The sequence below is a fragment of the Pseudoduganella buxea genome, assembly GCF_009720835.1.
GTDB classification, from domain to species: Bacteria; Pseudomonadota; Gammaproteobacteria; order Burkholderiales; family Burkholderiaceae_D; genus Rugamonas; species Rugamonas buxea.
In genome coordinates this window covers 1-1,169 of sequence record NZ_WNKZ01000216.1, presented here as the reverse complement: position 1 = coordinate 1,169, position 1,169 = coordinate 1, and the positions used below count along the sequence as shown (strand labels likewise).

The 1,169-nt window shown below is 59.7% G+C and carries 3 protein-coding genes; 2 read left to right on the top strand and 1 reads right to left on the bottom strand.

The genetic code is table 11. The features are described 5' to 3' along the window. A partial coding sequence (locus GM672_RS27660) for a flagellin (RefSeq protein ID WP_260115704.1) occupies positions 1-350 on the top strand: 350 nt, incomplete at its 5' end. A 77-nt stretch (positions 351-427) separates the two neighbouring features. Beyond that, positions 428-805 carry a flagellar protein FlaG gene (locus GM672_RS27655; RefSeq protein ID WP_155473690.1) on the top strand — a complete coding sequence of 126 codons (378 nt, stop codon included), beginning with the start codon at positions 428-430 and terminating at the stop codon, positions 803-805. Here the strand turns inward: GM672_RS27655 and GM672_RS29045 are convergent. Next, on the bottom strand, positions 793-1,169 hold a 377-nt coding region (locus tag GM672_RS29045), incomplete at its 5' end, for a hypothetical protein (protein ID WP_211517456.1). The genes GM672_RS27655 and GM672_RS29045 overlap by 13 nt on opposite strands.

Below are 1,169 nucleotides of genomic sequence, written 5' to 3'. Positions count from 1 at the left end.
CCGGTCTGGCCAGCGGCAATACCTCGACGTTGAAGTCCGTCGCCAGCCTGGACATCTCGACCTTCGAAGGCGCCCAGGCTGCCATCAAGATCGCCGATGCCGCCCTGTCGACCGTGAACACCCAGCGTGCCGCCTACGGTGCACTGCAGTCGCGCTTCTCGTCGGCCATCTCGAACCTGGCATCGACCACCGAGAACCTGTCGGCATCGAAGAGCCGGATCGTCGACACCGACTTCGCCGCAGAGACCGCCACGATGACCCGTGGCCAGATCCTGCAGCAGGCGGGTACCGCGATGCTGGCCCAGGCCAACTCGCTGCCGAACGGCGTGATGAGCCTGCTGCGCGGCTAATCGCCCGCGGTAGCTTCAACATGGTTCCCCGCCTGGTTTTCCAGACGGGGAACTTTTTCCGTTTATAGGAGCCTATTATGACTATCGATACGCTGGGTGCGCTGTCCGGCGGCAGGGACCGCACGATGGTGACTGCCGAGACGGCCGCCAACCCACCGGTCGCCGGCACGCGCACACCCGCTGTGGCAACCGAAACACCCCAGGCGGTCAAGGCCAAGGATGCACCGGCATCCATGGATGAATTGAAGGCCGCTGTCGGCAAGTTGAACGATTCGATGCAGGCGAACGACCGCAGCCTGCAGTTTTCCATCGACGAGGACAGCAAACGCACGGTCGTCAAGCTGATCGACGTGAACACGAAGGAGGTGGTACGCCAGTACCCGACCGAGGAAGCGCTGCGCATTTCCAAGTCGCTGGACAATTTCAAGGGCCTGCTGATCAATCACGCCGTGTGACGTTTGCAATCTCTGCTGCAGCATCGGGCCGCCGCCTCCCAGCGCGCGGCCTTTTTTATTTTCTTTTGCCCTAAAGTTCCGTCAATCGCTGTCGTCTTAGCGCACGGCAACATCTCTGCTTGAGTCCGCACGGCAAATATTTCTCTCAAAAAATCCCCTAAAGCTTCCCGCACGGCAACCGTTACCAGTAACAACAGCGGCTTGAACGTCACGGAACAGGGTGACGGGCCAAAGTTAAAGAGCAAATCGCCAACCATCAGCAGTACCAGTTTTGGAGAATTACCATGGCATCCGTAATCAATACCAACGTCGCATCCCTGAACTCGCAGCGCAACCTGAGCTCGTCGGCATCTGCCCTGTCCAC

Coding starts and splice junctions, on each gene's coding strand:
- GM672_RS27655 (WP_155473690.1), top strand. CDS start 428: ATGACTATCGATACGCTGGGTGCGCTGTCCGGCGGCAGGGACCGCACG.